General features: G+C 43.5%; 26 protein-coding genes and 1 riboswitch. Of the genes, 11 read left to right on the top strand and 15 right to left on the bottom strand.

Annotated features, from left to right (window positions below; translation table 11 throughout):
* Nucleotides 1-147: 147 nt before the first annotated feature.
* The 8 genes from HMPREF0083_RS12380 to HMPREF0083_RS12345 form a co-directional block, all read right to left on the bottom strand.
* A complete protein-coding gene (locus HMPREF0083_RS12380) occupies nt 148-678 on the bottom strand; it encodes a DedA family protein (protein WP_167331565.1) in 531 nt (176 codons plus the stop codon).
* Nucleotides 679-796: 118 nt separating this feature from the next.
* The gene (locus tag HMPREF0083_RS12375; RefSeq protein WP_021621732.1) at nt 797-1,759 is read right to left on the bottom strand and encodes an LCP family protein; all 963 of its coding nucleotides are present in this window, start codon (nt 1,757-1,759) and stop codon (nt 797-799) included.
* Between the two features lie 312 nt (nt 1,760-2,071).
* Nucleotides 2,072-2,380 carry a rhodanese-like domain-containing protein gene (locus HMPREF0083_RS12370; RefSeq protein ID WP_040302580.1) on the bottom strand — a complete coding sequence of 103 codons (309 nt, stop codon included), beginning with the start codon at nt 2,378-2,380 and terminating at the stop codon, nt 2,072-2,074.
* A 100-nt stretch (nt 2,381-2,480) separates the two neighbouring features.
* Complete coding sequence (locus tag HMPREF0083_RS12365; protein ID WP_021621730.1) at nt 2,481-3,200, bottom strand: cytochrome c biogenesis CcdA family protein; 720 nt, start codon at nt 3,198-3,200, stop codon at nt 2,481-2,483.
* A gap of 200 nt (nt 3,201-3,400) precedes the next feature.
* Nucleotides 3,401-4,681, bottom strand: coding sequence for a peptidase (locus HMPREF0083_RS12360; RefSeq protein ID WP_021621729.1), 1,281 nt, complete (start codon nt 4,679-4,681; stop codon nt 3,401-3,403).
* A 19-nt stretch (nt 4,682-4,700) separates the two neighbouring features.
* Entirely contained in the window at nt 4,701-5,369 is a 669-nt protein-coding gene (locus HMPREF0083_RS12355; protein ID WP_021621728.1) for a 3-oxoacid CoA-transferase subunit B, read from the bottom strand.
* Nucleotides 5,354-6,043, bottom strand: coding sequence for a CoA transferase subunit A (locus HMPREF0083_RS12350; protein ID WP_021621727.1), 690 nt, complete (start codon nt 6,041-6,043; stop codon nt 5,354-5,356). The genes HMPREF0083_RS12355 and HMPREF0083_RS12350 overlap by 16 nt, the downstream gene beginning before the upstream one ends.
* A 13-nt stretch (nt 6,044-6,056) precedes the next feature.
* A complete protein-coding gene (locus HMPREF0083_RS12345; RefSeq protein WP_040302584.1) occupies nt 6,057-7,427 on the bottom strand; it encodes an aspartate aminotransferase family protein in 1,371 nt (456 codons plus the stop codon).
* Between the two features lie 131 nt (nt 7,428-7,558).
* Between HMPREF0083_RS12345 and HMPREF0083_RS12340 the strand changes: the two genes are divergently transcribed.
* Nucleotides 7,559-9,118 (top strand): PucR family transcriptional regulator, encoded by a 1,560-nt coding sequence (locus tag HMPREF0083_RS12340; protein ID WP_040302579.1) that lies wholly within the window; start codon nt 7,559-7,561, stop codon nt 9,116-9,118.
* A 13-nt stretch (nt 9,119-9,131) separates the two neighbouring features.
* Here HMPREF0083_RS12340 and ablB read toward each other — a convergent pair whose 3' ends face one another.
* Complete coding sequence (gene ablB / locus HMPREF0083_RS12335; protein ID WP_040302577.1) at nt 9,132-9,995, bottom strand: putative beta-lysine N-acetyltransferase; 864 nt, start codon at nt 9,993-9,995, stop codon at nt 9,132-9,134.
* 85 nt (nt 9,996-10,080) lie between these two features.
* Here ablB and HMPREF0083_RS12330 point away from each other — a divergent pair, with 85 nt between their 5' ends.
* The 8 genes from HMPREF0083_RS12330 to HMPREF0083_RS12295 all read left to right on the top strand — a co-directional run bounded on the left by HMPREF0083_RS12330 (nt 10,081) and on the right by HMPREF0083_RS12295 (nt 16,586).
* Nucleotides 10,081-11,511, top strand: coding sequence for a sigma-54 interaction domain-containing protein (locus HMPREF0083_RS12330; RefSeq protein WP_040302576.1), 1,431 nt, complete (start codon nt 10,081-10,083; stop codon nt 11,509-11,511).
* 191 nt (nt 11,512-11,702) lie between these two features.
* On the top strand, nt 11,703-13,139 hold the full coding sequence (kamA, locus tag HMPREF0083_RS12325; protein WP_021621722.1) for a lysine 2,3-aminomutase: 1,437 nt from the start codon (nt 11,703-11,705) through the stop codon (nt 13,137-13,139).
* A 19-nt stretch (nt 13,140-13,158) separates the two neighbouring features.
* Entirely contained in the window at nt 13,159-13,431 is a 273-nt protein-coding gene (locus HMPREF0083_RS12320) for a YokU family protein (RefSeq protein WP_021621721.1), read from the top strand.
* Nucleotides 13,432-13,566: 135 nt separating this feature from the next.
* Nucleotides 13,567-14,052 (top strand): stage V sporulation protein AC, encoded by a 486-nt coding sequence (spoVAC, locus tag HMPREF0083_RS12315; RefSeq protein WP_040302574.1) that lies wholly within the window; start codon nt 13,567-13,569, stop codon nt 14,050-14,052.
* On the top strand, nt 14,052-15,053 hold the full coding sequence (gene spoVAD, locus HMPREF0083_RS12310) for a stage V sporulation protein AD (protein ID WP_021621719.1): 1,002 nt from the start codon (nt 14,052-14,054) through the stop codon (nt 15,051-15,053). Before spoVAC ends, spoVAD begins: the two co-directional genes overlap by 1 nt.
* A 24-nt stretch (nt 15,054-15,077) precedes the next feature.
* Nucleotides 15,078-15,428 (top strand): stage V sporulation protein AE, encoded by a 351-nt coding sequence (gene spoVAE / locus HMPREF0083_RS12305; RefSeq protein ID WP_021621718.1) that lies wholly within the window; start codon nt 15,078-15,080, stop codon nt 15,426-15,428.
* Nucleotides 15,429-15,459: 31 nt separating this feature from the next.
* The gene (locus HMPREF0083_RS12300) at nt 15,460-15,666 is read left to right on the top strand and encodes a DUF1657 domain-containing protein (RefSeq protein ID WP_040302572.1); all 207 of its coding nucleotides are present in this window, start codon (nt 15,460-15,462) and stop codon (nt 15,664-15,666) included.
* A 62-nt stretch (nt 15,667-15,728) separates the two neighbouring features.
* Nucleotides 15,729-16,586 carry a DUF421 domain-containing protein gene (locus HMPREF0083_RS12295; protein WP_021621716.1) on the top strand — a complete coding sequence of 286 codons (858 nt, stop codon included), beginning with the start codon at nt 15,729-15,731 and terminating at the stop codon, nt 16,584-16,586.
* Between the two features lie 43 nt (nt 16,587-16,629).
* Here HMPREF0083_RS12295 and clpB read toward each other — a convergent pair whose 3' ends face one another.
* A complete protein-coding gene (clpB, locus tag HMPREF0083_RS12290) occupies nt 16,630-19,260 on the bottom strand; it encodes an ATP-dependent chaperone ClpB (RefSeq protein WP_040302570.1) in 2,631 nt (876 codons plus the stop codon).
* A gap of 238 nt (nt 19,261-19,498) precedes the next feature.
* Here clpB and HMPREF0083_RS28050 point away from each other — a divergent pair, with 238 nt between their 5' ends.
* Nucleotides 19,499-19,651, top strand: coding sequence for a hypothetical protein (locus tag HMPREF0083_RS28050; protein WP_021621714.1), 153 nt, complete (start codon nt 19,499-19,501; stop codon nt 19,649-19,651).
* Between the two features lie 98 nt (nt 19,652-19,749).
* Here HMPREF0083_RS28050 and HMPREF0083_RS12285 read toward each other — a convergent pair whose 3' ends face one another.
* The 5 genes from HMPREF0083_RS12285 to HMPREF0083_RS12270 all read right to left on the bottom strand — a co-directional run bounded on the left by HMPREF0083_RS12285 (nt 19,750) and on the right by HMPREF0083_RS12270 (nt 23,576).
* On the bottom strand, nt 19,750-20,055 hold the full coding sequence (locus HMPREF0083_RS12285; protein WP_021621713.1) for a hypothetical protein: 306 nt from the start codon (nt 20,053-20,055) through the stop codon (nt 19,750-19,752).
* Between the two features lie 9 nt (nt 20,056-20,064).
* A riboswitch (cyclic di-GMP riboswitch) is annotated at nt 20,065-20,148 on the bottom strand.
* Nucleotides 20,149-20,337: 189 nt separating this feature from the next.
* Nucleotides 20,338-20,778, bottom strand: coding sequence for a GNAT family N-acetyltransferase (locus tag HMPREF0083_RS12280; protein WP_040302568.1), 441 nt, complete (start codon nt 20,776-20,778; stop codon nt 20,338-20,340).
* Between the two features lie 280 nt (nt 20,779-21,058).
* Entirely contained in the window at nt 21,059-21,379 is a 321-nt protein-coding gene (locus HMPREF0083_RS12275) for a hypothetical protein (RefSeq protein ID WP_040302566.1), read from the bottom strand.
* Between the two features lie 895 nt (nt 21,380-22,274).
* On the bottom strand, nt 22,275-22,493 hold the full coding sequence (locus HMPREF0083_RS28045; protein WP_021621709.1) for a hypothetical protein: 219 nt from the start codon (nt 22,491-22,493) through the stop codon (nt 22,275-22,277).
* 240 nt (nt 22,494-22,733) lie between these two features.
* Nucleotides 22,734-23,576 (bottom strand): hypothetical protein, encoded by an 843-nt coding sequence (locus HMPREF0083_RS12270; RefSeq protein WP_040302565.1) that lies wholly within the window; start codon nt 23,574-23,576, stop codon nt 22,734-22,736.
* A 453-nt stretch (nt 23,577-24,029) separates the two neighbouring features.
* Here HMPREF0083_RS12270 and HMPREF0083_RS12265 point away from each other — a divergent pair, with 453 nt between their 5' ends.
* On the top strand, nt 24,030-25,385 hold the full coding sequence (locus HMPREF0083_RS12265; RefSeq protein WP_021621706.1) for an erythromycin esterase family protein: 1,356 nt from the start codon (nt 24,030-24,032) through the stop codon (nt 25,383-25,385).
* Nucleotides 25,386-25,489 lie beyond the last annotated feature (104 nt).

Raw genomic sequence — 25,489 nt, 5'->3', positions numbered from 1 at the left:
TCTTCCACCTTATGGATAATCAACAGGCGTGTTAACATATTGCTTTAAATATGAATACGCTTATAATTACTGTACTTTACCACTAAACTTTCCAACTAAAAGCCAAGTTAATAAAAAAAGGACTTCCGGTACAAACCGGAAGTCCTCTCATACAAAACGGCTTCTTTTTTTCTTTTTCCACACATAGTAAGCTAACAATACTACTAAAGCAATGAGAATTACCACGTCTCCATAATGGAGATATGTTTTGATTTCCGTCCAGTTCTCTCCAAGGATCCAGCCTACATATGCAAGCGCGGTACACCATATAGTCGTCCCGACAAAGCTGTAAACAATAAAACGAAGAAACGGAGCACGGGCCATCCCCATCGGCAATGAAATAAACGTGCGGATCGCTGGAAGTAAACGAGTAAAAAAGCCTACACTATCTCCATGTCGGGCCAGCCAGCGTTGTGCCCGTCTGACTTCATTCAACGGAAAAATATAACGCAAAGGCCCTTCAAGCAGATGACCGTACTTATAGCCGACAATATATGCAATGATACAGCCTACCGTTCCACCAATACTGCCGGCAGCAATAGCAGCAAACAGATTCATCTCTCCTTGTGCAGCAAGAAAACCGGCAAACGGCATAATCAATTCACTTGGAATTGGAATACATGCACTCTCAAAGAGCATTCCAAAAAAGACGCCCGTGTAGCCCAGATAATTGATAATAGCAGTAATCCAAGAACCGATGGCTTCGATTATCTCCCCATAAGTTCGTCCCCCTTTATCAACTATCCTATACACAAAATCAATTTGTAGAACCTTTTACAGCTTCTTTTTCATCTGTCTGATCTTGCGATGGGTTCTCCAATAATTTTCTAATATACTCTTGAGTACGCTCTGGACGCGGGTCGATTACCTGAGCTCCATTGATTGTTTTCTCACGCAGGATATTAGCCGGTGGGATTTGCTCCGTTTGCAAATGTGCTATGTCCAATTTATACGTGAGGCTAGCCAGGCGCAGCATATCGCTCGAGCTCATATTCGTTGTAACATAAGGCGATACAGCTTCCAGCATGCTCGGAATTCTCCAGATGCTTGTGCTTTTTGTAGCCTGTTCAGCCAAAGCTTTCAGTAGCTTACGCTGACGCTCCGTCCGGCTAAAATCACCCATCTTATCATGACGGAACCGCGCATACTGCAACGCTTTGTGTCCATCCAGATGCTGCTGTCCCTTTTTAAGAATAATATCGTAATAACCGTTTTCTTCATACAGATAATATTCCATATCTTTTTCTACATACAAATCTACGCCGCCCAGCGCGTCTACCACTTTTTCAAAACCTTTAAAGTCAGTAGTTACATAATACTGAATCGGCAGTCCCGTCAAATTCTCTACTGTTTGCGCCACTAGCTCAGGTCCGCCAACTTCGTATGCCGTATTAATCCGACTCTTCCGATAACCGGGAATTTCCACCCATGAATCCCGCAGAATAGAAAAGAGATGTGCTTTTTTCGTATCAGGATCAATGCTGGCCACAAGGATGGAATCTGAACGTGTTGACTCTTCATTCTCTCGTTTATCGACACCCATCAACAGAATATTCACTCGCTCCTTCCCTGTCCATTCAGGGAGAGAAGTAGCGGTGCCCGGTTTCTGAATCTTCGATGTAAACGAATAAAAGGAATACGCGTAATATCCGCCAATTCCTATCGCACCCAATAGAAGCACAACAAAACTTATGCGCAGTATGCTTCTCAACACTCTCATCGAATCACAAAACACCCTTTCTTTACAGTGAGCAAAACACCATTCCTTATTATACCGTATCAGAATGCCTTATCACTACGTTTATTTCACGCTCTATATCCAATGTTTTCTTCAATAGTATTTACTTGTACGTTTTATCCTATATATCTCCTCATATGAGCATCCAGCACACTTACTTTCATGCCCGGAAGGATATCACCGAACATACTAACATTTAACAGTTCAGCCAGACTTAACTTCATTTTGTCCGTGATAAAAAATGACACAAAAAAGAGAAGGTTTTGTTAGACCTTCTCTTTTTTGTGTCATTGCTTATTTCTCAATATCGCCTGTCCAATCAAGCATGCCACCAACCATATTTTTGACATGATAGCCACGTTCGTTCAGCCATTCTGAAGCCATACCGCTTCGATTGCCGCTGCGGCATACCATAATGTATTCCTTGTCCTTATCCAGTTCGTGCAGCCGTTCTGGAATTTTGCTTAATGGAATATGCTTTGCACCCGGAACGCGTCCTGCTGCATACTCATCATCTTCCCTAACATCAATCAAGTGTAAAATTTCGCCCTGCTTAAGCCGTTCGTTCACTTCATGCGCTGAAACCTCGTCATATGCGCTCATGCTGTCGCCTCCTTCATAGTACATGCTAATCCGTACAATCTTATTATACCTTTTATACGCCTCTGAACCTCTCCTCATTAAAATGAGAGGATAAAAGCGGCTAGTACGCAAATAAGGTAAAAGAAGAAAGCCAGGCGCTCAAACGCTGCATTTGCCCTGTATAAATTAATACGCCCATAGCAATAAGAAGCCAACCGCTCACATTTTTGATAACAGGCATCCAACGATTCAAACGACGAATTGCCTTAACTGAATACAGCATAATGAAAGAAATAACAAAAAAAGGAATCGCTAAACCGAGCGAATATACGCTTAGCAGAAACATTCCTGTATTAACGGTTTCCGCATTGCCAGCCAAAAGTAAAATCGACGACAGCGCCAGGCCTACACAAGGAGTCCAACCTGCAGCAAAAGCCATGCCCAACAGAAGCGAAGAGAACCATTTTCCCGCCTGTATACGCGACATATCGAATCGCTTCTCACGCGCCAAAAACCCAAGCTTCAACCAACCTATCGTTTGAAAACCAAATATGACAATTAAAATGCCGCTTAATTGTTCGAACAGCTCGCGATTCGAACGAAGGAACTGACCAAGATAGCTGGCCGTCGCTCCGAATGCAACAAAAATAATGGAAAACCCGATAATAAAAAACAGAGAGCGAACCAACAGGGTACTACGCCGGATAGCCAGCTTATCATCCTGTACCATCCCGCCTGTCAAATGAGTTATGTATGCAGGAATCAATGGGAAAACACAGGGTGAAAAAAAGGATATCAAACCAGCGAACCAGGCAAAAGAAACGGATACAGATTGCTGCATATTACCACCTCTCTAAACATTCTCGCACATTCGCTTCGCAAAGTACAATAAATGCAGGTGCTTTTTATTTTTGGAGCTGTACGAGTTTCACCATCCCGCCACAATTCCTCTGCATAGCAATCGTTTATTTTATTAGAGGCAATACAATCAGAAAGGCACACCATTAAAGGCATGCCTCTTTTTACTTTGCTATATTTAGCTTACAACTTCGTACTGAGCGCTTTTTCGTTCGCCACACCGCACCAGTACATTATCGTATGGGCCATAATTTCTGCACACTCAATCATGCGATCCAGCTCAATATATTCATTCGGATAGTGTGCCATGCTTGTCACACCCGGTCCAAATACGATGGATGGCGTCTCGCCTACTTTAGTCAAAAGGCCTCCATCCGTTCCCCATGGGGAAGCTTCAATAACCGGATCCTGATCGAGAACAGTACGGTACGAATGAATAAGATGATTCATCAGTTCATGATCGGAATCAATTGTACCCGGCACCCACTGTGCACCGAACCATTCAAGTTTTGGCGGATGCTGTACAAGCCATTCATCATCCAATGCCGCAAGAGCTTGTGCCATTGCTTGTTTTGCATCTTCCATTTCTTCTTCTGGTGCGACTCCCATCCGTCCCTGTAGCTCTACCAAATCCGGAACAGAAGATGGCCATTCTCCGCCTTGAATGGTTCCCACATTAATCGGAATCGGGATCGGGATACTTTCGTACAGCGGATCCGTAATCTTATCGTTTCGTTCTTTCTCCAACTTGCGAATCGCATCAACCACGATCATCGCCTTCTCAATTGCGCTTACGCCCTCATAGCGCGTACCTCCATGTGCCGAACGACCTTTTACTTTAATCTTAAACCACATGGAGCCCTGCTGTTTAGGGAAAATCTTCATCTGAGTCGGTTCCGGAATAAGCGCTGCATCCGCTTTATAGCCACGCAGTACAGTGGAGAGCGTGCCGGAGCCGCCGCTTTCTTCTTCCACCACACTTTGGAATATAATATCTCCCTTAAGACGAATGCCTAAGTCTTTCAGACATTCGACTGCGAACAGCATCGCTACGTTGCCGCCTTTCATATCTGTTACGCCGCGCCCATACATTTTACCGTTTTCCACCTTGCCGCTGAATGGATCATCGTCCCATTGCTCAAGATCACCGGCAGGCACGACATCGATATGGCCGTTCAATATGAGCGATTTGCCGCCGCCTTCTCCCTTCCAGATACCCACGACGTTCGGGCTGCCTTCAAATGACGTACGCGGAGAGCAGAAGTATGGATGTTTGACTAGCTCTTCTCCTGCTGGTTCCCATACATCCACCTCCAGTCCGAGCGCATCCAGTTTATCAGCGACTAGCTTCTGTGCCCCCGCTTCTTGTCCCTGTATGCTCGGTGCCTGTACCACCTGAGCGAGAAAATCGACCGCATCCTGCCGATGCGCCTGCATCCATTTCTTAATTTGCTCTTTCATCATTTTTTTGGCACCTCCCTGATTATTTAAAGACTGGAACGTGACTACCTTCCATAATTTTCAATGGAGCTTCCGTACTTTCTACTACTTGTTCTACCGTATACGGGTATAGGACTTCACGCAGATGCAATTCCCCGCTCACTACCTCGATAACGGCTCGCTCAGTAATAATCATGTCTACACATTCCGGTGCGGTTAGTGGCAACGTACATTTCCGTAAAATTTTCGGTTCTCCGGCTTTATTTGTATGGTTCATCAATACGATAACTTTTTTCGCCTTTTGTGCCAGTTCAATGGCGCCGCCCATCCCCGGCACTCGTTTACCAGGTACAATCCAGTTTGCCAAATCACCCTTCTCGCTTACTTCCAACGCGCCAAGAATCGTAATATCCAAATAACCTCGCCGAATCATACCAAACGCAACCGTGCTATCGAAGTATGAGGCGCCTGGAGCGAGCGTAATCGGGAATCCGCCTGCATTACATAAATTTTCGTCTTCCTTCCCTTTTTCAGGTGAAGGTCCAGTGCCTAGAATGCCATTTTCCGCATGAAACATAACGTCCCATTCCTGCGGAATATAATCTGCCACCAGCGTTGGTATGCCTATCCCCAAATTCACTAGCATTCCCGGCTTAATTTCTTTTGCCGCCCGCCGTGCAATTAAGTGACGCTGCTCTACTCCCACGCCCATTTCCAATTCACCCCTTCACTTTTGACAATGTAATCTACATACACACCCGGAGTTACGATACATTCCGGATCCAATTCGCCTCTCGGTACGATTTCTTCCACCTCAGCAATCGTGATATCGGCCGCCATGGCTACAAGTGGATTAAAGTTACGAGCGCTTTTATCATAAATAAGATTACCGTACTCATCAGCTTTGAGCGCATGTACAATACCTACCTGAGCCGTTAAGGCAGGCTCCACCATATACGTCTTACCTTCTACTTCTATACGCTTCTTGCCTTCTTCGACAATCGTACCAAGCCCTACATCCACTAGAATTCCGCCCAACCCCATACCACCGGCGCGAATTTTTTCAGCAAGCGTACCCTGGGGATAGAAGGTGACCTTCATTTTCCCTTCAGTCATCAAACGGCCAGCATTCGGATTGGAACCGATATGCGACGTAATTAAGCTGCGGGCGCGTTCCGCAGTTACAAGGCGCCCGATCCCGATATCGGGAAAACCCGAGTCATTGCCGATTAAATCAAGATCGGTAACACCCTTACGCAAAATTCCATCAATGATGGTGGGCGGATTACCTACACCACCAAAACCACCAAACATAAGCGTAGTACCATCAATAATATGCGTAAGTGCTTCATCGAGCGAAACAACTTTAGACACAGTCTGCTCCATTCTTCATCCCTCCCTATTGCACGCTTTCTTTAGGAACGAGTTGCCCTTCCTTTTCTAAATCCAGTATCAATTCACGGATGGATTGATCAAGTATAAATAGCAATTCGTTTACTTCTTCTTCTGAAATGGTAAATGGCGGTGCCACAATTACACTATCTCCGGCTTGCCCATCAATGCCTCCGGAAGCATTATAAATAAGCAGGCCATTATTCATCGCCTTTGCGATAACACGTTCCGTCACTCCAAGGCTGAGAGGAAATGTTTCCTTCGTAGTCCGATTTTTTACAAATTCGATGCCACAAAGCAAACCTTTACCTCGTACATCACCAATAATTTCATACTTTTGCATGAGCGTCTGCAAACCGGATAATAGCTGAAGGCCGCGTTCTTCTGACTTAGCAATCAACTGATTATCCTCCATATACTGCATAACAGCCAGAGAAACAGCTGCCGATTGCGGATTAGCGCTGAACGTATGACCGGACATAATTGATTGGGAGCCGGCAGCAATAACATCAATAATCCGTTTGCTTGCTATCGCGGCCGCCATAGGCGTATAGCCGGCGCCCATTCCTTTGCCAAGCGCCATTAAATCTGGCACTACATCCCAATGATTAATCCCGAACGGTTTACCGGTTCGTCCATTACCTGTCATCACTTCATCGGCAATGAACAAAATATCGTGACGTTCGCAAATTTCTTTTATTCTTTGATAATAATACGGTGGCGGTGTTACTGCACCGGCTGATGCGCCAATAATCGGCTCAGCAATAAATGCCGCAATATTGTCCGCGCCAATACGATGAATAGCCTGCTCCAGCTGATTCGCACATAGCAAATCGCAGCTTGGATACGTACTGTTAAACGGACAGCGATAACAATATGGCGGTTCAATCGACGGGTACTCTTCCAAAAGCGGAATAAAGCGCTTTCTTCTTAAAATGTGACCGGACATCGATAATGCCCCCAACGTAATACCATGATAACTCATCCAACGGGAAAGAATTTTATTCTTGTTGATACGTCCTTGCTCTTGCCAATACTGAATCGCAATCTTCATTGCAGTTTCTGTTGCTTCTGATCCACTATTAACAAAAAATACATAATCCAAATCACCAGGTGTCCAGCTCGCCAGCTTGGCAGCCAATGCTTCCGCGGCTTCACTCGTAAATTGCGAACGATATGTGAATGATACTTTCTTTGCCTGTTCATTCATTGCATCAATTACGGATTGTACACCATGTCCAATGTTAGCTGTCACAGCACCCGAACATCCGTCCAAATAGGCTTTGCCTTCAATATCATATAAATAAACACCTCTGCCATATGAGACAGTAGGATATTCCTTATTTAATAACGGTTTAATCACATGGCTCTTTCCCATCATCGGGCTTTCCTCCTTCGTATTTCTTCGCCACTTTTATCATAGCAAAGGAAGTAAAAGAAAAATATTCGCACTATTATATGAATTTGTAGTATATTTTTTATACATCATGTATAAAGAGGGGAATGGGCATGTCGATTACACTAAAAGAAGCACTGGAATTGCCTAATATTCAGCAGATAAAGCTTATTGGTGGTCATGGTGGCCTGCATCGAATTATCAAATGGGTCACCATTGTTGAGATTATTGAAGATGCAACACGTCTACAGGAGGGAGAATTCCTCATCACGACCGGTTACGGCTTAGACACTATAGCGAACCGACGCGACTTCATTGAACAGCTGGTACAACAAAACCTGTCAGCAGTGGCCATTCATACCGGGTTTTATATGGAAAGAATTCCACTAGAGTTCATTGAGGCTGCTAATGAGCACAATCTCCCATTAATTGAGATTCCCCGTCATATGAATTTTTCCGAGGTGACAAAGGCACTGCTCGGTCACATCGTAAACCGACAATTACAGCTCATGCAGGATACGCAACAAATTCACCATGAGCTAACCATGCTTACACTGAACAACAAGGGTCTGGCTCCACTCGTGGATACATTGGCAGCCCGCCTGCAGGCGGAAGTGGAGATTTATGATGTCCAGGGACGCCGGCTAGAAGGAAGTGGAAAGAATGCAGAAGCTTCTCTATCTCTTGAAAAACTTATATCCTTGCAACAAACGATAGATATGGCAGCCCCTCTGTCCTTATCCGAAGAACAGCTTGTTCATCCGATTGCAACTGCTCAGGAACAATATGGATTTCTACACATTCAAAAGCAGACTGCACTTACGGAAATGGATCGGCTAATTGTAGAGCAGGCTGGCATTGTATGTGCAATTGAGTTTTTAAAACAGAAGGCTGTCGATGAAGCATTGATACGTATGCGGGAAGATGTACTGGATGAATTGCTCGAAAACAGCGAACAAGATGAAGCCTATCTTCAGAAATTGGCCCACAAACTGAATTACCGTTTGGAAGGTATAATGACTGTTATGCAAATTGCTTCCGTCTCAGAAGATAGCATTCGACCGCTCATTCAGTCCTGGACCCGTAGACAGGCCAAACCTGTTCTGCTACGGGAGAAGCAACGTACAATAACCCTTGTCATTCCTGTACAACAGGATAAAGACGTCATTCGAGTCGCACAATCTTTACAGCAGGAAGCACAGCTTCGGCTTACGTCAGGACCCCTTTATATCGGTATGAGTACCCCTTTCTGTGGCTTGGGCCAAATCGCCGCCAGCGCACAAGAAGCGCGAGAAGCCCTGCAGATAGGTATTACGACCGGAGAAGTTCTGATGACGTACGACAAAATCGGGGCATTCGCTCCGCTTCTACAGATGAAGAAAGCAGGAGTCGAACTGTCGACCTTATTCCGTCCGCTGCTCGATCCCCTGCTCACTTATGATCAAAAACATAATTCCAGCCTCGTTGATACACTGGAATGCTATCTGCAGCACAATTCTAATATTAAAAATACGGCGGCTGCACTCTTTATTCATCGTCACACACTAAAATATCGGCTTGAACAAATCGAAGAGAAGACGAATAAAGATTTACAGAACGCCCATACACTTACTCAATTTCATCTGGCATTGATGGCCTATCGGCTTGACCATGCAGCATTTAAAGTATTATAGGCAATAAGCGCTATTATCTGGATAAATCTTTAACCCAAAGACTCATATCTTCGAACTTGTCAAAGATGTTGCAGTTCTTCGTCATCCGGCCGGTATATTCATACCCAAGCTGATGGAATACTGCATTCATACCGAACGAAAGAGAACGGGCTAGCGAGTATGCACAGTATATATTGCGCGATTGCAGTTCACGTTCAAGCGCGACAATCAGATGGCGCATCAGTCCATGCTTTCGATGCTCAGGGTATGTGGCACAATCAGTCATCTCTGCATTGTTGTATAAGGTGTTCACCTCCGCCGACGCAGCGCTGACAATCTGTCGATTCGATTCAACAGCATAGAAAATTGTGCCTTCAAGCATGACCTTTTTAATATACGCAGCATCATTCATCGGCGTCGGATATGTCTGAAACACAGCATCATACAATCGGGCAAGCTGTTCAGCATCTTCTGTGGTAGCAAGCCGAATGGAATAACCTTGTGCCAGCAGCTCATCTGAAGGCTTCGTCGGAAGTGTAAGTACCTGACGCAAAATATTATCTTCTTGCATCCAATAATCGCTTGTACGCCGTTCATCTGTAAAATACAGTGCCATGCTATAAGCATCGCCGCCATTGAAATATCTTTTAAATACGCCTTCAAGCATATAGCCAAGGCTAAGAAGTGCCTGCCAATCTTCCGGGCGGGATTTAATGAACACTTTTGTGAATCCGTTTTCCATTGCAAGCTCAAGCACACGTTTATGCATGGTCTGTACATTGCCGCGGTAATCATCTATGCGTAACCGGGCGTTAAAAGGATCGAGACAGATTTCCATCGTGAAATCCTGGCCACGTTCAGTGCGGGAATGGGAGTACAATTCATTTTTTGTTGTCATTAATAATCCTCCGTTCCATTATGTTTTCATAGTTAGAAACATTGCAAAAACCGTGCCGATTACTTCAAAGAAAAGGGTGATAGTTGTGTCCAAGCTAGCAGCAGTCTGGTCAGAAGAGCTAGAATGGCTTCTGGGCATTATTAATGTAGGCATCCACCTTGTCGATAAAGAAGGAACGACCATATTTTTCAATGAAACAATGGCCGAAATCGACGGGCTAGACCGTAAGGATGTTATCGGCCAGAACATATTCGATTTATTTCCTTCCTTGACAAATGAAAGCAGCACTCTTAGCCGCGTACTTCGTACCGGAGAGGAAATCGTGGATAAAGTCCAGACATATATGAATATGAAAGGCAAACAAATTACATCTATTAATAGCACATATCCGCTATGTAAGGAAGGTGACATTATCGGAGCAGTCGAGTTGGCTGAAGACATTACCCGTATCGTTCAATTAAATGATCAGGTCCTTAATCTTCGGCAGCAGCTCTATAAAAAGACTAAAGAAAAGAAAAATGCCCAAAATGATACGCAGTATCATTTCAGCGATCTTATTGGGGAAAGCTCTTTGTTTCAGCAGGCGCTCACGAGAGCCAAACGAGCGGCTCGCACCCAATCGTCTGTGCTTATCTGTGGTCCGACCGGTACGGGCAAAGAGTTAATCGCACAGAGTATTCATAACGCTAGCATTCGTCGGGACAAACCGTTCATCGCCCAGAACTGTGCGGCAGTACCACGTGAGTTGATGGAAGGCTTGCTGTTCGGTACAACCAAAGGGGCATTTACAGGTGCCATTGATCGTCCCGGTATTTTTGAGCAGGCAGACGGTGGTACATTGTTCCTTGATGAAATTAACAGTCTCGATATTATGCTGCAAGCCAAGCTCTTGCGTGTGCTTCAGGACGGGCGCGTCCGGCGTGTTGGCGGCGCTTCAGAACAGGAAGTAAATGTCCGGATTCTCGCCGCAATGAATATCAGTCCTTACGAAGCGCTAAAGCAGAATATCCTGCGCTCTGACTTGTTTTTCCGGCTGAACGTCGTAAATATCGAGCTGCCGCCGCTCATTCGACGCAAAGAAGACATCATTTTGTTAACCAGACATTTTATTGCAAAGTTCAACCAGACATTTGCCATGAAAGTAACCGGTATCAGTGAAAAGGTTGCACAAACGTTTCTTACGTATGCTTGGCCAGGAAACATACGTGAATTACGCCACACGATCGAAGCGGCGTTTAATATGCTTGAGGAAAATGAAGAGCGGATTGAGCTGCACCATCTGCCGCTTCAGTTTACTGAATTGCCGATGGAATCTATAGCCACATCAGATACAGAGGCACCAAAGTCTGCTCCATCTGCCTATCCGATGAACCTGCCCGGCTATATTGAAAGCATCGAGCGGGTTATGATCGAAGAGGCCCTCAAACACCACGAAGGAAACGTAAGTAAAACAGCAGAAGCGCTCGGTGTTAAGCGTCAGGCTCTTCAGTATAAAATTAAAAAATTCAATCTATAGACAAATTTTTGGCAGCAAAAAAATCACAAAACGCCAATTTTTTTGCAGGTAATTTTATTATCTTACAGAGGGAATTTATCCCTCTTTTTTTTGTAACCCTTATCAAATCAGTATTTTTAGAATCTTTTATACCTTGGCATACATTTTGCTGTATAAAAAAGCGATGAGAACACGCTAAGGAGGTACAGCAAATGAGCTTACTGGAAAAAGATTTAAATAAAGGTCAACACTCCCCTGCATTAGGTGAAGGCTGGCATGCCGCTCCAGCAAAAACGCGCAATTTCCGTGATATCGATCTTTGGAAAGATGTAACTGATGAACAATGGAACGATTGGCTCTGGCAGCTTACCCATACAATAAAAACTGTAGAAGATTTAAAGAAAGTCGTAAACTTGACGCCGGAAGAAGAAGAAGGCGTACGAATTTCCACACAAACCATTCCGCTGAATATTACGCCGTACTATGCATCACTTATGGATCCGGATGATTCACGCTGTCCTGTGCGTATGCAGTCGGTTCCAGTGTCAGCCGAGATTATGAAAACAAAATACGATTTAGAAGATCCGCTGCACGAAGATGAGGATTCGCCGGTGCCAGGCCTCACACACCGTTATCCAGATCGTGTACTATTTTTAGTAACCAACCAGTGCTCGATGTATTGTCGTTACTGTACACGCCGTCGCTTTTCTGGTCAAGTAGGCATGGGCGTGCCCAAGAAACAGTTGGATGCGGCTATCAACTATATTGCCAATACGCCGGAAGTACGCGATGTGCTCATATCCGGTGGCGATGGCCTATTAATTAACGATACAGTACTCGAATATATTCTAAAAAACCTGCGTGCGATTCCACACGTAGAAATCATTCGTATCGGTACACGCGCTCCAGTCGTATTCCCACAACGGATTACAGAAAACCTATGCAACATTTTGAAGAAATATCATCCGGTATGGCTGAATACGCACTTCAATACACCGCTTGAGATTACACCAGAATCAAAGCTCGCCTGTGAAATGCTTGCGAACGCTGGAGTTCCTGTTGGAAATCAGGCCGTTATTCTTGCAGGTATTAATGATAGCGTGCCGATTATGAAGAAACTAATGCATGAGCTTGTAAAAATCCGTGTTCGCCCATACTATATCTATCAATGCGACCTATCCGAAGGCATTGGCCATTTCCGTGCACCGGTATCCAAAGGCCTGGAAATTATGGAAGGTTTGCGTGGTCATACATCCGGCTACGCCGTACCGACATTCGTAGTGGATGCACCGGGCGGCGGCGGCAAAATTGCACTGCAGCCAAATTACATGATTTCTCAAAGTCCGGATAAAGTCGTGCTACGCAACTTTGAAGGAGTTATCACCTCCTATCCGGAACCAAAGAATTACGAAGCGGGACGTGCAGACGCATACTTCAACGAGCATTATGGTATTGCACAAGAAGAAGAAACGGTAGGAATTAGCGCCATTATGCGGGATGAAAAATTCAACCTCGTACCAGAAGGTCTGCGCCGAATGAATAAGCGGAAACAATATGAACAGACCGACGATCATACTTCTCTGAAAGACCGACGCGACAAGCGGGACGAGATGAAGGCAAAGCTGGCGAAAGCAAAAGAGAACAATTAACAAGCAAGGGGGAACATAAATGAAATGCATCTGGTGCGAAACCGAGGCAGCCATAGAAGGTGTCCAGGATTGCTACTGGGTTACGCCGGACGGAAAAAATACCGTGCACATTCAAGATATTCCTTCGGTTGACTGCCCAAATTGCTACGATAAATTCGTCCCGGAAGACACCTCACAAAAAATTGATGATGCTCTTTATTTAAATGACATCTCCTCCCTGGGTACGAAGTTCACATATGAACAATTACTCCAGGCGCCCCGTATCAACATGTTTAAAGCAAAATCAGAGTAAATCCATAAGTACGAGACGTGCAACCACCCTGCCGTCTCGTACTTTTCTTTATATCTTCTCGTTTCTTCACGTATGAAATTTCGCATTCTCTCCAAAATAATAAAAGCGACTACTTATGACAGAAGGAGAATGCATATGGCAAGCAAGGCGAAAAACAAGAAGCTTACTCCCACACAAATCGAATATCAAACAGTTGCACAGGCGCATGAACCACCTCGTCCCGTGCTCAAAAATGTACTGCGCGCCTTTTTTATTGGAGGTGCTATCTGTTTGTTGGGACAAATTATTCAAACATTCTTCATCACCTACTTTAAATTTACGGAGAAAACAGCCGGAAATCCGACCTCTGCCGTTCTTATCTTTATCTCCGTTCTTCTAACCGGGATTGGTGTCTATGACAAAATCGCACAGTACGCTGGAGCCGGTACAGCCGTACCTGTGACAGGGTTTGCCAACTCTATTGCTTCAGCGGCACTGGAGCATCGCACCGAGGGGCTTGTATTGGGGGTTGGCGGCAACATGTTCAAGCTGGCCGGTTCTGTTATTGTATTCGGCGTTTTCGCCGCCTTTATTATCGGTCTGCTAAAATGGGCCTGGACAGCGTTAGGAGGGGCCGCATAATGCTTCAGGGACACCAGTCATGGATTTTTCAGAGTAAGCCTGTCATTCTTTCCTCCGCCACTGTCGGAGGACCGTTTGAAGCACGTGGAAATCTGGCCAACGACTTCGACCTTCTCTACGGAGATATTTGGCTCGAACAGGACAGTTTCGAGAAAGCAGAAAAGAAAATGCTCGAAGATGCCTGCGATACTGCTATCAAAAAAGCGGATATTCAAAAAGGCGACATTAACTTCTTTCTGGCCGGTGATTTAATGAACCAGCTTATCTCAAGCAGCTTCTCTGCCCGTACGGTCGGCGTGCCTTATCTTGGGATTTTTGGCGCCTGCTCCACTTCCATGGAGGGCCTGGCACTCGCTGCCCAGCTTGTTGACAGCGGAGCTGCTAAATATGCGCTGGCCGGAACATGCAGTCATAATTCCACGGCGGAAAAGCAGTTCCGTTATCCGACAGAATACGGCTCACAAAAACCACCAACTGCTCAATGGACAGTCACAGGTGCAGGAGCCGCGATCGTCGCCTCTTCCGGGAACGGCCCGCGTGTCGTCTCAGCCACTATTGGTAGAGTCATCGATATGGGGATTTCCGATCCATTTAACATGGGGGCTGCGATGGCACCGGCAGCGGTCGATACAATCGAAGCACATTTCCGCGACTTGCAAATTAATGCTGATCACTACGACATTATCGCTACTGGTGACCTGGGGCAGGTCGGGCATGACATCGCTAAAAATTTGTTCAAAAAACATGGGATCAACGTTCCCGAAAGCAAACTGACGGATTGCGGTCTACTTATCTACAGCAAGGACCAGGAAGTAATGTCTGGAGCAAGCGGCTGCGCTTGCTGTGCAACCGTAACATATGGCCATCTTCTTAGACGCCTACGAGCTGGAGAATGGAAACGCATGCTCATTGTCGCAACGGGCGCGCTCCTCTCCCCCCTCAGTTACCAGCAAAATGAAACCATTCCTTGCGTGGCACATGCGGTTGCTATCGAACAATAATTTCATAGACAGGAGGCATGCAGCATGATTTTTTTCTGGGCTTTTGTCATCGGCGGTCTTATCTGCGTAATTGGGCAGCTATTAATGGATGTAGGAAAATTGACGCCTGCCCATACGATGTCCACCTTGGTCGTGGCAGGTGCTGTGCTTGCTGGATTTGGCTGGTATGAACCGCTTGTCAAATTCGCCGGGGCCGGCGCGACCGTACCGATTACTAGCTTCGGTAACGCACTCGTTCACGGGGCCATGCAGGAAATGAAAGCTGACGGTGTCATCGGCATTATTACTGGCATCTTTGAAGTAACAAGCGCTGGAATTTCAGCAGCTATTATTTTTGGCTTTCTTGGCGCTTTAGTGTTTAAACCAAGAGGATAAGTACATACTATCTGCTGTGGAGGTGAAAGTTATGACAGTATCAGCACAAGTGAAACAGGCAATCGCAAGCTTGAAAAGCGCACAAGCCAGCCTGGAAACATTCGCATTAAGCACACAAAACCAACAGGCAAAGCAGCTTTTCACCCAAAACGCTCAACAAACACAGGCAATTATCGATGCGCTAGAACCAAGGGTTCAGCAACTCGAACAAGAAGAGCCTCAGTACAAAGGGTTTTAATTTGCGAACGCCAAGGTGAGTCTTTGACTCACCTTCCTTATATTCCAACGAGGTGAATACACATGAACGATGTTGTCCAAATCGCCTTACGCGCCTTCTTCGCGCTTGTGGTCTTATTCGCCATTACCCGTTTTAGCGGGAAAAAGCAACTGGCACAGCTGACATTCTTCGAATACATAGTCGGCATTACGATCGGTGACATTACCGCTGTTATTGCGACGGACATCGAGAACAATCTAGTTCACGGCTATACAAGTCTCCTGGTTTTTGCCGCTATTCCATTTTTTGTTGATTATCTATCATTAAAAAGTAAATTTGTCCGCCAACTATTTGAAGGAAAAGGTACAGTGCTTGTAAAAAACGGTAAAATACTGGAAGATAACCTGAAAAAAGAGCACATTAATACAGATGAACTCCTCGCACAGCTGCGTTTGAAAAATATGTTCAAAGTAGCGGATGTAGAATTCGCCATACTGGAAACAAATGGACAGCTTAGCGTCATGCCCAAAAAGGATGCGCAGCCGGTTACAGTAAAGGACTTACAGTTAAACCTCCCTGCAGAGGTGGAACCGGAAACAGTCATTATGGATGGTCAAGTTCTGCTCGATCCGCTCAGGGCAAGCGGTCGCACTGCCCAATGGCTCGATACTGAACTGAAAAAGACAGGTGTCAAACTGGAAAATGTATTCCTAGGCCAGGTCGATGATAAAGGAGCACTGTATCTGGACTTGTACAACGATCAGCTTCAGGTACCGCAGCCAAGCGAGAATCAATTGCTCCTTGCCACATTGAAAAAATGCCAGGCTGACTTTGAAATGTTTGCATTGGAAACACAGAATAAGGAAGCTAAACGACTCTACAGCAAAGCCGCAGATAAATTGCAACATACTATCGAACAAGTAAATCCTTATCTTCGTTAAAACAAACCCTCGCATTTCATTATGAAAGCGAGGGCTTGTTTTGTTATATATTTGTTGTAGAAGCATGTTTCCAGCTAAGCGTCAATTTTTCATCCTTGCAGTCTACAATAACTGTCGTCCCGCCTGTAACCTGCCCACCTATTAGCGCTCTTGCGATAAGGGTTTCAAGATGACGTTGCAAGAATCTTCGTAACGGACGTGCCCCATAAACCGGATCGTAGCCTTCCTTTGCGATGTGCTCTTTAGCTGCTTCCGTTAATGCTAGTTCAACACCGCGCTCAGTCAACCGTTTCTGTAGATCGGCGATGAGAAGCTCAACGATTTGGCCGATTTCAGTAACAGTTAGCGGTTTGAATAATACGATTTCATCTACCCGGTTTAAAAATTCGGGCCTGAAGTTCATCTGTAATTCGCCCATCACCTGCTTGCGGGCTGATTCTGTAATTTCACCCGAATCCGTAATGCCATCCAGCAAAAAACCTGAGCCAATATTTGATGTCATAATAATGACTGTGTTTTTAAAGTCAATCATCCGGCCTTGCGAGTCGGTAATTCGTCCATCATCAAGCACCTGAAGCAATACGTTAAAAACATCATGATGCGCTTTTTCGATTTCATCGAACAGAATAACCGAATACGGTTTGCGCCGTACAGCTTCAGTAAGCTGGCCTCCCTCCTCAAATCCTACATAACCGGGAGGGGCACCGATAAGGCGGGATACGCTGTGTTTCTCCATGTATTCACTCATATCAATGCGTATTATATTATCCTCAGTATCAAATAGCGTCTCTGCCAGCGTTTTGGCAAGTTCTGTTTTCCCAACACCGGTAGGACCTAAAAAGATAAATGAACCAATCGGACGTCGTGGATCTTTAATTCCTGCACGTGCACGAACAATAGCATCCGCAACACTATCTACCGCTTCTCCTTGGCCTACGACACGCTGATGCAGAATTTGATCCAGCTTCAAGAGCTTTTCCCGTTCTCCCTCTACCAGCTTGGCAAGCGGAATCCCGGTCCAGCGAGAGATAATACGTGTGATCTCCTCCTCGGTCACCTCTTCTCGCAACAGAGACTCTTCCTCTTTGCGACCAGATTGCTTTTCCTCCTCTTCCCGTAGTCTTCTTTCTGCTTCAGGAAGCTTGCCGTACTTTAATTCGGCGGCTTTGTTCAGGTCGTAGTCACGCTCTGCCTGTGCTATTGCTTGATGAATTCGTTCTATTTTCTCTCGTAGCTTCCGTATATTCCCGAGAGCCTGTTTTTCTGCCTCCCACTGCGCTTTCATGGCTGCCAATTTCTCACGTCGCTCGGCCAATTCCTTCTGCAGTTGTTCAAGCCGCTCGCGACTGGCCGGATCGGTTTCTTTCTTCAATGCAGCTTCCTCAATTTCAAGCTGCATAACCCGGCGTGCAACTTCATCCAGCTCTGCTGGCATTGAATCAATTTCTGTACGGATCATCGCACACGCTTCATCCACCAAATCAATTGCTTTATCCGGCAAGAAACGGTCCGTAATATATCGATGGGACAATACGGCAGCCGTTACAAGAGCATTATCGTGAATTTTCACGCCGTGGAAAACTTCAAACCGCTCACGCAGACCGCGCAGAATAGAAATTGTATCCTCGACGGTTGGCTCATCTGCCATAACGGTCTGAAACCTGCGTTCAAGCGCCGCATCTTTTTCGATATATTTGCGATATTCATCCAGCGTCGTAGCACCGATGCAATGCAACTCACCGCGCGCAAGCATCGGCTTGAGCAAATTTCCCGCATCCATCGATCCTTCTGTTCGGCCCGCACCCACAATCGTATGGATTTCATCGATAAACAGCAGAAGCTTTCCCTCACTTCGCTTAATCTCTTGCAGTACCGCCTTCAGCCGCTCCTCGAATTCTCCGCGATATTTAGCACCAGCGATAAGAGCCCCCATATCGAGCGCGAAAATGCGTTTATCACGAAGACCTTCTGGCACATCGCCCCGAACAATGCGGTGGGCCAAACCTTCCACAATCGCCGTTTTTCCGACGCCGGGCTCTCCGATAAGCACCGGATTATTCTTCGTTTTACGTGATAAAATTCGAATGACATGACGAATCTCTGCATCGCGCCCGATAACCGGATCAAGTTTATTGCGGCGTGCTTCTTCTACGAGATCATGGCCGTACTTCTCCAGCGCTTCATATGTTACTTCCGGTGTGGCGCTGGTAACACGCTGATTGCCTCTTACCTCATTCATAGCGGCAACAAATGCTTTGCGGGTAATACCATGATTCGTAAACAGACTACGCAACGATGGCACGCTCTGTACCACTTCCAAAATACCAAGAAAAAGATGCTCGACGGATATATATTCATCATGCATCGCTTTTGCCTCGTCTTCCGCCTTCAATAAAATGTTGTTAACACCAGAACTGATATAGATTTTTCCTGCTTCCCGTCCGGAACCGGATACGCGTGGCTTTTGCTCCAGTCTTGTCTCAATATCACGGATAAAGCCTTCAGGCGATATATTCATCCTATACAATAGACGCGGCAGCAGCCCTTCATGCTGCGTTAACAACGCAAGCAACAGATGCTCCGTCTCCACTTCTGGATTGCCGTACCGAAGCGCTTTTGTCTCTGCTTGCTGAATCGCCTCAAGCGATTTTTGCGTAAAACGATTCATATCCATAATCCATTGTACCTCCTTTTTATTCATTTTTCTTTTCCCCAGGCTGGCATATACTACATTTTAATCCACCTTAACAGGCAGTAATACCCCGCTGAGTGAAGTTTCACTTTATATTATACCCTTCCCTTTTGAGGTAAAAATACAAAGATTCCCTCTGAAGGAAATGTAGTAGAGTAAAGGACATCTTCTTCTCACATACTACTTCTAAGAATGCAAGAATTTATTAGGAGGAGATAATATGGATAAACAAAAGCAAGGCACTCCGACCACCCTGAAAGAATTGGAAAAAAAACATGAAATACAGAAGCAAACCTTAAGTACACCAGAAAACAACAAACAGCTAAAAGAGATAGGACAAAAAAAGGAGGAGATGATACAAGATGAGCCGTAATAATGTATAATACGCATGCAACGGGGCCTCTCATTAATTGGTGAGGCCTTTTTTCGTTGTACGCCTTACGCAAAAAAAGACCACTCCAGAGGAATGGTCTACTTTACTATATGAAGAAGCTTCTGCTTCGCCTCTTCAACATCCATATCAATACGGGTAAGAATGTATATCCAATCCTCCGTTTGTTTTCTCATATGATAAAAAATAACCGGTTTCTCATGCTTGAGAACTGTCACAACTTCAATGGTCGGGGTAGTCTCGCCAAATGCTTTCTTTCTTAGAAATCCTTTCAAAAAGCTTGTGAAAACAAACAAATTCTGTGGATGATCCGTATAATTTTCTAACAGTACAAAAAAATCTTTAACCAAATCACGAATATGAACTTTATATGCTTTGCTATTCATTGCTTTCCTCCCGGCAACTGGCTGGCATATCTATGGATAGAAGCCCCTATAGTTTTGCGTCCTTATCTTTCAATAAGTTTGCCTTTTTCAACAGGAAGATTATATCATGAAAATAGACCTACAATAAACAATAAAAATCCTTTGTCAATAGTGCCATGCAAATATCCCCTTTACTGACATAACTTCTTCACACAAAAGGAATGTATGTTCCCATTATCCACAGAGTTATTCACACTATTCACAATGCATAATTTTTCTTTTCGAAGGAATCAATAGGTGTGATCAGACATTCCAAACATAGTAGAAAAACTTGCCATCCTTCATCCAACCATTCGATTCGTACAAGCTTTGTGCAGCAACATTGTCTACAGCCGTTTGCAGCTTTAGCCCTTTCGCCCTGGTTTCCCTCGCCAATTGTTCGGCTGCTTGCAAAAGCTGCTTCCCTACTCCTTTCTTCCTGCTGGCCTCAGTTACATACAAATCGTTTAAAATCCAAAGTCGCTGCATAGATACAGAGGAAAAGAGTGGATACAGTTGGACAAAGCCTGCATACTCACCATTCTCAACAGCTACAAAAATAACAGAATCATTGTTCTCAAGGCGTTCCTGGATAAAGCGCTTTGCCGCCTCTATATCTGAAGGCTGCTGGTAAAAAACTCTGTATAGATCAAATAGTGCAGAAACACTGTCTACATCTTGCAATGTGGCCTTATAAATCTCCATTTCAAACTCCCCCTTGTTATACAAAATAATCAACTATTTTCCTGAGCAAAAAATGTGCCAGCGTTTACTGCGTGTATCCTTTTGAGATTTTTCTATGGTATACAAAGTCTATTATGAATTGTATACATATCTGAACAAATGTGGAATTGCATTATCAAGAGTGTTGATTCTCCAGTACGATCCAGAGTGGAGCGTCACCACACCGTGCCCCAAACAGGCTACGCTTTGCTTTTATTAGGCATCAAAAAAGAAGGGTGCTTGTGCAGCCCTCCTTTTCAGATTAATCGTTCAAAACAAACTCAAGCATCTCCCACTTCTCATAATCCTTATTGTTATGGTCCTCATACGTGACTTTTACTTTCTGATTAAATAAAGATTGCTGCAAAGATTTTGTTAGCGCTTTGTTTTCCTTGTTCGCATAGAAAAGCCCAAAGCTCCAAGTAGCTCCATTTACATCACCTGCAGTCTCTAAGAAATATCCCTTTTCTTCCGGATCATAATATACACGTTTAATTGTTGTATTTTCTATTTTCACCTGAGCAGATGCCACACCTGGAAGCAAGGCAAACATAAGAATAAAAGCAACCCAAAACTTTTTCATGTTATCCCCTCCCTTTTTTCTTATTCTACCAAAAAAACGAACATAATGGAAAATTTTGTAGATAAAATATCTTTTCTTTTCATTTTCTATACATTTTAATAAAAACGACTTTTGCATGATGTTGCATACTCATGGTAAAATGTTCTTAACCAGTAAATGTAACCAAAGCAAAGACTTCCCCTTATCGGCTAATAGGCCAATAGGGGGCATTTTTTTACTTTTTGTTAACTTTTGTTTTAATCTGGAGCTATATAATAAGAAACTAAGAACAGTCTATACTGGTTCTCCTAACGGTGCTCCTTTCTGTCATGCAGCAGAGAGGGGCTTTTATTTTAGTATATTAATATCAAGGGTGTTGATTATCCAGTATGATCCAGAGTGGATCGTCATCACACCCGTGCCCAAACGGGCGTCGGTTCGTCTCCCGCACCGAGAGGCCCAGATGTTTTGTCGGTCCGGCCCTGGTGCTACAAAGCGGCCGTGTCTCTTCCTCGTGAGAAAGACGAGGGAACACGCCGACGCGTGCACCTTCTTTCTTCCACCTTATGGATAATCAACAGGTGTGTATTAATATGTCCTTCTTTAATGCACATGCGAATCATCAAATGCTAACAAGCATTAAAAATACCGGATTCCATGTGTAATTTGATCAAAATACTTGCTTCCATACAGATTGTACATCCTTTTCTTTATTGGCATGATATTTGCTATGGTATAATGTACTGACAAGTACTCTCTTCATTTGTCACCTTCTAACCACGGAAGCGAGACATCCACCCTTTCTCTCGCTTCCCTTTTTATTTTGATTCTCCCTAAACATCAATCATTTGCTGAACATATAGGATTAAAAAAATAAAAGCACCGCATGGGTGCCCTAAATTTCTTCTTACATATGTTATTTAATGGTTTTTCCTGTTTCTTTATTCTGTCCATCTATAGCAGCGCTTTGCACATACCTCAATTTTTGAAAAATAAACCATGTTGTTATTACACACAAAAGAATTGCAATCACAATAATTACAGAGAAGGTTTCTGCTATACCATTCATTGTTTCAACCGTCTCTTTTCCCTTTCCCACTTTTCTTTTTCCTTTTTCCAATACTGTTGTACACATAACTCCCAACTACTTTTTGGATTAGGTAAAGCTACTTTTAAAACCATTTATATCCTCCTTATCCTTTTTCACCCTTTTATTATGCATCAAGATAAGGTTTTATATAACTAAAACTTATCGTCAAATTCTGCCAAAAATTGCATCGTTAAAATAACACTTGTTCCCAAGAGCATTGATGAAAACTGAAAGGAGGGGGTAGCAGGAAGCTCCCTCTTCAAGAGTGAGCTAAGTGGAAGCGGTTCAAAATGGAGCCATATAGCGCCCAGACTGATTAATACTATAAAAAGTATTCCCATTCTGCTGAAGCACACTTAGACTATTTCCTTCAAAGCCTATCCATTCCAAACCAAGCGTATAACCTGTTTTTGATTTTGTAACAAACAAAATATTAAACATTTGTGGATCAATTTCACCTTGATCATCCACACGCCATGTCGATACTTCATCATATGTTGCAGGAAAATCTTTAAATACAAGTCCATTCGGCGTAGTCATAACAATACTCGCCAATACATTTTTTCCTTTTCTTTCAAATTCAACAAGACCAATTTGAACACCTGGTGAAATCTCACCGATTAATCCTTGCTTTATAACCTTACGTTTTTTAAACTCTGTGACTCTTCTAATTATTTCATCAGAAAATTCCTCTTGCTCTACTGGTTTATACGGAAGAAATGTATGTCCCTGGAAAGCATCTTTTTCTATAAGAAGGCAGCTTTCATTTTCTTTAAACTTTCCGTTAACAACATCGAACCATGCACCTGCATCCTGTGTAATATTACTTGCTGCATTTCTGTGATTGCTATGCTTCCCTTCCTTTTGATACTTTACATACTTTACACTCCGTACGTTTCCGGGCGAGCATATTACTTTCGTAAAGCGCTTTGGTCGATCAGACGAATTTAGATCAAATGCTAACAGATGCTTTCCTGTTTTATCTGCATAAGCAAACGTCACGGCGTCTCCGTTAACTTTACCGGCAAAAGACACTTTTGTTGCTTCTGTATTTGCTATTGCTTCATCCATACAAAGACCACTCACTAAAAATATACTGCTCAACAGGGCTATAAGAGCCTTTTTCACATACACCGTCTCCTTATTAATAAAATTCCATAAAAGTAATTAATATACTGTATGCATAAAAAATTCTACCACGAAATGCTGGTCAATAAAACAGCTCCACACATTTTAAACTTCATACCCTCTATATCAAGGGTGTTGATTATCCATGGATGGATAAATCAACAGGTATGTAATTTTATGAAAAAAGCCTCAGAGAAGCCGTATTTTGAGGCAGCTTTGTTTTTTGATATGGCATCATGTTCGCAAAATAAATCAAAAAAACCTAAAAAAGCTATGATAAATTGAGGGACAAAGGAGTGAATAAAACGTTAAAGAAAACAGGCTTAACCGGAACGCTCTATACATATATCATTTCCCTATCTATTTTTTTAACTTTATAAAACCTTTATAAATCGTTGTTACTCTTAATATTGGCAATAACGGATATTGGATACTCAAAAGGAGGAAACATGAATGAAAATAACTAAACCATTGACAAGAGTTATAGCCGTGGGGCTGGGGATTTCACCGTTATTTGCTTCAACCAATATATCAGCAGCAGCACAGAACACATGGCTGAAACAAAACACCAAAGAAATCAAATCTCTTACATCAGAAGATTATAGCGACCTAGCCTTTTTAAAGCCTCTTCTGAAAGATAAAACAGTGGTTAGTCTTGGTGAGAATTTTCATAGGGTAGCAGAATACAGCGACGTCAAAACAAGGCTTATCAAATATTTGCATGAAGAACTGGACTTTGATGTAATTGCCTTTGAATCGGGTCTTGGTGATTCTGCCGTCATCTATGATAATGCCGACTCCCTAACCGCTCAACAAATGATGGGGGGTTCCATTTTTCCAATATGGCATTCTAAAGAAACGCTTAAGTTGTTTGATTATATTAAGCAGCAGCGTAAAACGAACAAGCCTTTGTACCTGGCAGGATACGATATGCAGTTTACGTCGGGTTATTTAACGCAATTTATTGCAGCCTGGATTTCCAAGTTAGATAAGGATTATGGCAAACAATATTTCGACTTTGAAATGCAAGGTATAACCGAGCTGTATGCAGTCATGAACAAGTATGGCACATTTAGCAACCGATCTCCTCAATATAAGGCGGAGATTAAGAAAGTCATAGACAAATATGAACCGCAATACAAGAATCTAATCCAATTTATTAAAGATAACCGGGTACAGCTTGCAGCTGCATATCCGAATAATCCCCACATAGTTGATATTGCTATAAAATCGCTCAGTGATCGAATCAAATTTATGGAAATGTGTTTGTATAATGAAAAGGAAAGCTATGAGTTCAGAGACAAAATCATGGCTGACAATGTTGAATGGCTAATGAAAGTTATGTATCCAGGGAAAAAAATAATACTGTGGGCTCACAATGACCACTTAGCCAAAAACACCTCTAAAATCAGTACAATAGAAAACGGAAAATGGATGAACAGCTTTACTAGTATGGGAGAGCTTCTCCATAAGAGATTGAAAGGTAAGGAATACGTTATAGGATTATACATGAATAGGGGGAAAGCCAGCACAATTACTACACAAAAACCTTTCGATATAAAGCCTATGCCTAAAGGAAGTCTTGAAAATTTGATGATGCAGAGTGGATATAAGAATGTATTTATCGATTTATCAAAACACTCTACGCCAAATAAAAATAATGCCTGGATGTTCAAACCGATTTATGCCGCCGAAGACGGAATGACATCTGAAATAATTAGGCCGATGTCAATGAAGTTTGTTCCGAAAGAACAGTATGATGGAATAATCGTAATTGATAAAGTAAAGACACCAACGCCTATTCAATAAAAAATGGAAAGCTTTTTCCTATCCACAAAAGAATCATTAAGCTGCATGGCATTCTATATAAGTTACACTTGATCAAGGGTGTTGATTATCCAGTATGATCCAGA

The sequence above is a fragment of the Aneurinibacillus aneurinilyticus ATCC 12856 genome (assembly GCF_000466385.1).
Lineage (GTDB): Bacteria > Bacillota > Bacilli > Aneurinibacillales > Aneurinibacillaceae > Aneurinibacillus > Aneurinibacillus aneurinilyticus.
This window is presented reverse-complemented; position numbering and strand designations above follow the sequence as displayed.

What these genes read in the sequence shown, in the direction of transcription:
- HMPREF0083_RS12380 (WP_167331565.1), bottom strand. Translation starts at nt 678, where the DNA reads ATGCTCTTTGAGAGTGCATGTATTCCAATTCCAAGTGAATTGATTATG.
- HMPREF0083_RS12375 (WP_021621732.1), bottom strand. Translation starts at nt 1,759, where the DNA reads ATGAGAGTGTTGAGAAGCATACTGCGCATAAGTTTTGTTGTGCTTCTA.
- HMPREF0083_RS12370 (WP_040302580.1), bottom strand. Translation starts at nt 2,380, where the DNA reads ATGAGCGCATATGACGAGGTTTCAGCGCATGAAGTGAACGAACGGCTT.
- HMPREF0083_RS12365 (WP_021621730.1), bottom strand. Translation starts at nt 3,200, where the DNA reads ATGCAGCAATCTGTATCCGTTTCTTTTGCCTGGTTCGCTGGTTTGATA.
- HMPREF0083_RS12360 (WP_021621729.1), bottom strand. Translation starts at nt 4,681, where the DNA reads ATGATGAAAGAGCAAATTAAGAAATGGATGCAGGCGCATCGGCAGGAT.
- HMPREF0083_RS12355 (WP_021621728.1), bottom strand. Translation starts at nt 5,369, where the DNA reads ATGGGCGTGGGAGTAGAGCAGCGTCACTTAATTGCACGGCGGGCGGCA.
- HMPREF0083_RS12350 (WP_021621727.1), bottom strand. Translation starts at nt 6,043, where the DNA reads ATGGAGCAGACTGTGTCTAAAGTTGTTTCGCTCGATGAAGCACTTACG.
- HMPREF0083_RS12345 (WP_040302584.1), bottom strand. Translation starts at nt 7,427, where the DNA reads ATGGGAAAGAGCCATGTGATTAAACCGTTATTAAATAAGGAATATCCT.
- HMPREF0083_RS12340 (WP_040302579.1), top strand. Translation starts at nt 7,559, where the DNA reads ATGTCGATTACACTAAAAGAAGCACTGGAATTGCCTAATATTCAGCAG.
- ablB (WP_040302577.1), bottom strand. Translation starts at nt 9,995, where the DNA reads ATGACAACAAAAAATGAATTGTACTCCCATTCCCGCACTGAACGTGGC.
- kamA (WP_021621722.1), top strand. Translation starts at nt 11,703, where the DNA reads ATGAGCTTACTGGAAAAAGATTTAAATAAAGGTCAACACTCCCCTGCA.
- HMPREF0083_RS12320 (WP_021621721.1), top strand. Translation starts at nt 13,159, where the DNA reads ATGAAATGCATCTGGTGCGAAACCGAGGCAGCCATAGAAGGTGTCCAG.
- spoVAC (WP_040302574.1), top strand. Translation starts at nt 13,567, where the DNA reads ATGGCAAGCAAGGCGAAAAACAAGAAGCTTACTCCCACACAAATCGAA.
- spoVAD (WP_021621719.1), top strand. Translation starts at nt 14,052, where the DNA reads ATGCTTCAGGGACACCAGTCATGGATTTTTCAGAGTAAGCCTGTCATT.
- spoVAE (WP_021621718.1), top strand. Translation starts at nt 15,078, where the DNA reads ATGATTTTTTTCTGGGCTTTTGTCATCGGCGGTCTTATCTGCGTAATT.
- HMPREF0083_RS12300 (WP_040302572.1), top strand. Translation starts at nt 15,460, where the DNA reads ATGACAGTATCAGCACAAGTGAAACAGGCAATCGCAAGCTTGAAAAGC.
- HMPREF0083_RS12295 (WP_021621716.1), top strand. Translation starts at nt 15,729, where the DNA reads ATGAACGATGTTGTCCAAATCGCCTTACGCGCCTTCTTCGCGCTTGTG.
- clpB (WP_040302570.1), bottom strand. Translation starts at nt 19,260, where the DNA reads ATGGATATGAATCGTTTTACGCAAAAATCGCTTGAGGCGATTCAGCAA.
- HMPREF0083_RS28050 (WP_021621714.1), top strand. Translation starts at nt 19,499, where the DNA reads ATGGATAAACAAAAGCAAGGCACTCCGACCACCCTGAAAGAATTGGAA.
- HMPREF0083_RS12285 (WP_021621713.1), bottom strand. Translation starts at nt 20,055, where the DNA reads ATGAATAGCAAAGCATATAAAGTTCATATTCGTGATTTGGTTAAAGAT.
- HMPREF0083_RS12280 (WP_040302568.1), bottom strand. Translation starts at nt 20,778, where the DNA reads ATGGAGATTTATAAGGCCACATTGCAAGATGTAGACAGTGTTTCTGCA.
- HMPREF0083_RS12275 (WP_040302566.1), bottom strand. Translation starts at nt 21,379, where the DNA reads ATGAAAAAGTTTTGGGTTGCTTTTATTCTTATGTTTGCCTTGCTTCCA.
- HMPREF0083_RS28045 (WP_021621709.1), bottom strand. Translation starts at nt 22,493, where the DNA reads ATGTGTACAACAGTATTGGAAAAAGGAAAAAGAAAAGTGGGAAAGGGA.
- HMPREF0083_RS12265 (WP_021621706.1), top strand. Translation starts at nt 24,030, where the DNA reads ATGAAAATAACTAAACCATTGACAAGAGTTATAGCCGTGGGGCTGGGG.